Source organism: Thiorhodococcus drewsii AZ1 (assembly GCF_000224065.1).
In the GTDB taxonomy this organism is placed as follows: Bacteria; Pseudomonadota; Gammaproteobacteria; order Chromatiales; family Chromatiaceae; genus Imhoffiella; species Imhoffiella drewsii.
On record NZ_AFWT01000081.1, the window covers coordinates 1 to 4,804 of the forward strand.

A 4,804-nucleotide genomic window follows, 5' to 3' on the forward strand; every position below is an offset into this window, starting at 1 on the left:
CGAACTCGCTGACGACCTCCTTTGTTGAGCGGGTATAGACCCCGGAGCGCGCGACACCGGCCAAGGCACATTGGCGGATCACCGCCACCTCACCCGCACGCTCGATCCATCCGCGACGGGTGCTCACAGGCTCAACCCGGACTTTTTTTTCAACCAGTCCAGTTCCATCTTCAGGCGCCCGATCTCGCTGTAGAGGCGCTCCGGCGCACTCTGATCATCCGCAGGTTTGCGCCCCCGTTTGGTCTCGAACAGCGTGCCGGCGTGCTCCAAGATCTCCTTCTTCCATTGCCCAACTTGAACCGGGTGCACACCGTGCTCCTGGCCAATCTCGTTGACGGTTTTCACCCCACGGATGGCCTCCAAGGCCACTTTGGCTTTGAACGCGGCGGCGTAGGTTTTGCGCTTTGCTTCACCCATTGTGATCAACCCTTTCGTGCCGGCCTGACAACTTAAATGACTGTCCGATTTTTAGGGTCCACTTTAATGAGCGCGACTACGACCCCAACATTCGCAGCCCATAGAATGACAAAGGCCAAAACGACACCCGCAGCGATCTTGAGCACTAGCTTCATCGTTCTGCTCTTTCATCCGATTGGCTCAGTATCAGCGTTTCGATGTTGTCCAGTTGTTGTTGGAAATAGCTATCGTATTGAGACATCCCAGCGTCTTGATAGACCGCCCATGCGTGTTGGAAGCTGTCACGAGCTTCCTGCAGATAATTCGCTCCCGCGTTCGGATCGCGCTCGCCCAGTCTCCAGAGCGCACTACCGAGGTTGTTCTGGGTCGTCGCCCAGTCGAGCGGCACGCGCTCACGGGTGTATTCCTCGAGCGCCGCGCGGTAGGCCGCCACCGCCTCCTCCAGGCGTACCGTGCCCGACTCGCGCGCGCCCAGCCTCACGAACGCGCTGCCGAGGTTGGTCTGGGTCATCGCCCAGGCGAGCGGCACGCGCTCACGGGTCTGCTCCTCGAGCGCCGCACGGTAGGCCGCCACCGCCTCCTCCAGGCGTGCCGTGCCCGACTCACGCTCGCCCAGTCTCCGAGCGCAGTGCCGAGGTTGTTCTGGGTCCCGCCCAGGCGAGCGGCACGCGCGCTCTCGGACGTGCAGGCAATAGAGCCCCTTGATAGAGCACAATGGCCTGCTTAAGGGCAGCGTTATTGCCATGCTCGTCGCCTTCTGTCTGGAGCATGTCGGCCTGCTGATCCAAGTAGGCTAGACGCTGATCGGGGTCGGTTTCCGCGACCAGTTCCGCCGCGCTGGCCAGCGCGGCCGCCGCATCGAGGTAGCGCAGCTGAATGGCGAAGAGCGCGGCCTTTTCCGCGCGTAGCGCCGCCGCCGAGCCTCGCCGCTTGACGACGGCTTCCTTGGCCTGTTGCAGCAGGCGCTCGGCATCCTGCAGGCCGGACAGCTCGCTCTGTTCGGCCTGATCCAGCAGGCGCTCGGCGCGCGCGTAGTCGCCCGCCTCAATGGCCGCTCGGGCCTGATCGAGCCATACCTGGGATTGCGGGTCTTGGGTACGGAGCGCCGCTAACCGGTGCAGGGCCTCATTGTGACGATTGGCGATGTCGAGCAGGCGCTGCGGCCATTGCTCCCGGGGAACCTCGCCCTGTTCGAGGATCCGGAAGAAGGTTCGGATGTTTTCCTCGGTAACACCCAGGCGCTCGCTGAGCGCGTGATGATCCTTGAAGATGGCGTGCAAGTCCTGCGGACTATAGCCCTTCTGGATCTGAACCGGACCCGTGATGTCCCGGCCCGCCACGACCATATCCCCCTCGGCCGAGAATCCGCTCTGGGTGATGTGCGTAGCTCCCTGGTGGTCCTTGTCGCCAGACTGTGGTGCTTCGGCCCGGTCATGGAAAAAGCGCCATGCATAGGTCCCGATCATCACCATCATCGAAAGACCCAATCCGGAAAACAGCCATTCCTTGTTGCGGCCCAGCCACTCCCAAGCACTTTGGGCCATGCCCAACAAACCATCCATTTGAATGTCCCTGGAAACGATGCGTCGATGATCGACATGGTAAGCAGACCGAGGCGATGACGTCGAGACGTCTGGACTCGAAGATTTTCCGGGCAGTGACGTTCGCGAGGATCTCAGGCCGAGGCGCCGACCTCTAAAGTGGAAGAAAACGCGCAAGCCGAACGCGAAACCGCCCGACGCAGCGGAACCTGAACCCAAGCGACGCCGGTACTGTCGAGACAGCCGACGACCCTCGAAGCCAGGCCGAAAACGAGAACCCGAGACGGCGCGATGGCCTCCAGAACCTGGAGATAGCCGCGCTTCCAGCCGTCTTGCTCCTCAGAATCGCGACCAGGCCCACGAACGGCGATCGCGCTCCCAGGTCTGACGCCCCAGGCAGTCCAGGCGATCGGATCCAACCCGGTCCAGGTCAGGACCGGAAGCACCTCTAGGCCCAGTTTACGCAAGAGATCACCGCAGTAGCGAGCGCGGTACACCTGCCATTCCTGGACCTGACGCGGCATGCCAGCCGTAACGGAGAAATCGGGCTCGGTAGCCCAGGTGCGAGCACGACCGAGACCGCCGAAGGAACCCCTGGCCAACGATTCGAGCCGCCAGTCCTCGACGAAACCATGGACGCCCTGCCCTGGCTGGCCTGAGCCCCATCGAGCCCACTGAAGATCCGGCGGAATCGGCGCCCAACTATCCGCGATCCAGTCGGACGACCAAGGAACGGAGGAGATGCGAGCCATCAGGAACCCGGCCGGAGTTTGGCACGACCATCGGCGCCGGTCGGATAGTGCTGGCCGTCCTTGCTGAAGTGCTCGATCTTGACTGGACCGGAGGCATTGCGCCTCACGAAATCGGAAGCAGCGCGCTCGGTCGCGAAGGTCCGAGGACGTCCGCGAGCATCGACGGCCCAGGGCGCCCGACCCTCGGCCGAGGCATCCCAGGCCCCGGCGATGGAGTACGGCCGCGCGGTGCGGTCGGGGTTGTAGGAGATCTGAGCCGAGGCGACGAACTCGCCTCGTTCACCAGAACCGATCGAACCGCCATAGCCCTTCCCTCGCCCGCCCATCAATGGCCCCTCCCCTTGGTTCTTGACGCCAACTCGTCCCAGGAACACACAGGCGATTGCATGGCCTCGCGGATCTTGCGATAGACCGGCGCCGCATGCGTATGGAACCAATGCCGGAAGGCCAAGAGTTCATCGACATCGACATGCAGGACACTGGCAAATTGGGCCAGGTCATCGAGTTCGGCCGAACGCTCGACTTCGACGCCGAAAACTTGGCGCAACACCTTCACCTCGACGCGCCTGTATCGAGGATCATCGTGGAAAAGATACGGCCGACCGGTCACCCAACGCTTGATACCGGCGCCGAGCTGCTCGCGGGAGCGCTCGGAATAGCCGAGACCCTCCATGTAATCGTGAAACACGCCGAACCATTCCAAAGGAGCGTCGTCGGCGTCCATCACGCGACCCTCCGGCTAGCGAACGCGGCCAGCTCATCCCAGGAGCGAACCGGCTGATCCAAGACGAGCGCCCGACGGCGTAGCTGGACGATCTGCCCGGTCGCGAGATCGCCCCACCCGAAGCCCACGTCATTCATGATCTTCTTATGTCGATTCTGCGGTAATTGTCAAGGTAGTTGTCGCCTGCATCGTTGTCACACCGCGTGATCTAACGGGGTGTGTTCCAGATCGCGCTCCGGGTTGAGGGAGACGACCGTAATCGGCGTCCAGTTGCGCGTTGGCCCACTCCAGCGCTCGGGGTGTTGGTCGCGTGCGACCTGGTTGAGGGCGTGGCGCTGAGCGAGGATCTGGGGATCCTCCCCACGATGGCGTTGCGTCGGGGGTGACGAAGCGGATGGCACTGTGTCGATGCTCGGTGTTGTAGCCGCCGACAAAGCGATGAACCCATCGCTGGGCATCCTCCAAGCTCGCGAAGCCGTCGACGGGATAGTCCGGGACGTACTTGCAGGTGCGAAACAGCGCCTCGGAGTAGGCATTGTCGTTAGAGACGCGCGGGCGGCTATAGGAGGGGGTGATGTTGAGTTCATGGAGCTTCTCCAGCAGTATGGCCCCTTTGAAGGCGCTGCCGTTATCGGCGTGCAGCACCAGGGGCTGATCGATGAGGCGCTCGGCGAGCACCGCCCGTTCGATGACCAGGCGCGCGTGGTGGGCCGGCTCACTGTGAAAGACCTCCCAGCCGACAACCTTGCGGCTGTAGATATCGACGATCATGACCAGGTAGAAAAACAGTCCCTTGACCGGTCCGGGCAACCAGGTGCAATCCCAGGACCAGACCTGATTGGGGCCGGTGCTCTGGTAGGTCGTGGGCCGTAGCGCACGACGCGGGGCCTTGGCACGCCCGCGATGGGTCAGTTCCCCGTGACGGCGCAGCACACGGTAAAAGCTGGAGACTGAGCCCAGATAGCACTGCTCCTCATCGAGCAGACGCACCACGATCTGCTCCGGCGGCAGAGGGGCGAATTCCGGGCGATGACAGGCCTCCAGAATCGCCTGCTCTTCCTCGGGGCTGAGCGCATTGGCTGGTTTGGGACGAACAGCCGTCGGGCGTTGGTCTTCGCGTACCCCGCCCTCGCATGTCCAGCGTTGAACCGTGCGCACACTCAGACCCAAGACCTCACAGGTCGGCGCCAAGCGTGCCCCCACCTGTTGGGCCTGTTCGATCAGCTCCACGGCTCGACGGCGATCTGAGGCACTGACCATCACGCCTCTACCCCCCAGATCGTCTGTCGCTTTTTTGACAGCACCAGCAGGGCCGCCGTCTCCGCCAGCGCCGACTCCTTGCGCTGTAACTCCCGCTCCAGCTGCCGAAT

General features: G+C 63.0%; 5 protein-coding genes and 2 pseudogenes. All 7 read right to left on the minus strand.

Going from position 1 to position 4,804, the window contains the following annotated elements; all coding sequences use genetic code 11:
* Positions 1 to 417: pseudogene (locus THIDRDRAFT_RS22785) on the minus strand (transposase); the annotation flags it as partial.
* A 151-nt stretch (positions 418 to 568) separates the two neighbouring features.
* Positions 569 to 991 carry a tetratricopeptide repeat protein gene (locus THIDRDRAFT_RS22790; RefSeq protein ID WP_007043294.1) on the minus strand — a complete coding sequence of 141 codons (423 nt, stop codon included), beginning with the start codon at positions 989 to 991 and terminating at the stop codon, positions 569 to 571.
* Positions 992 to 1,019: 28 nt separating this feature from the next.
* Positions 1,020 to 1,961, minus strand: a complete 942-nt coding sequence (locus THIDRDRAFT_RS26315; protein ID WP_159105444.1) for a tetratricopeptide repeat protein — start codon at positions 1,959 to 1,961, stop codon at positions 1,020 to 1,022.
* 131 nt (positions 1,962 to 2,092) lie between these two features.
* The gene (locus tag THIDRDRAFT_RS22800) at positions 2,093 to 2,710 is read right to left on the minus strand and encodes a DUF4417 domain-containing protein (protein WP_007043296.1); all 618 of its coding nucleotides are present in this window, start codon (positions 2,708 to 2,710) and stop codon (positions 2,093 to 2,095) included.
* The gene (locus tag THIDRDRAFT_RS22805; RefSeq protein ID WP_007043297.1) at positions 2,710 to 3,036 is read right to left on the minus strand and encodes a hypothetical protein; all 327 of its coding nucleotides are present in this window, start codon (positions 3,034 to 3,036) and stop codon (positions 2,710 to 2,712) included. Before THIDRDRAFT_RS22805 ends, THIDRDRAFT_RS22800 begins: the two co-directional genes overlap by 1 nt.
* On the minus strand, positions 3,036 to 3,434 hold the full coding sequence (locus tag THIDRDRAFT_RS22810; protein WP_007043298.1) for a hypothetical protein: 399 nt from the start codon (positions 3,432 to 3,434) through the stop codon (positions 3,036 to 3,038). Before THIDRDRAFT_RS22810 ends, THIDRDRAFT_RS22805 begins: the two co-directional genes overlap by 1 nt.
* Positions 3,435 to 3,628: 194 nt before the next feature.
* A pseudogene (locus tag THIDRDRAFT_RS22815) lies at positions 3,629 to 4,694 on the minus strand (IS3 family transposase).
* Positions 4,695 to 4,804: the final 110 nt, after the last annotated feature.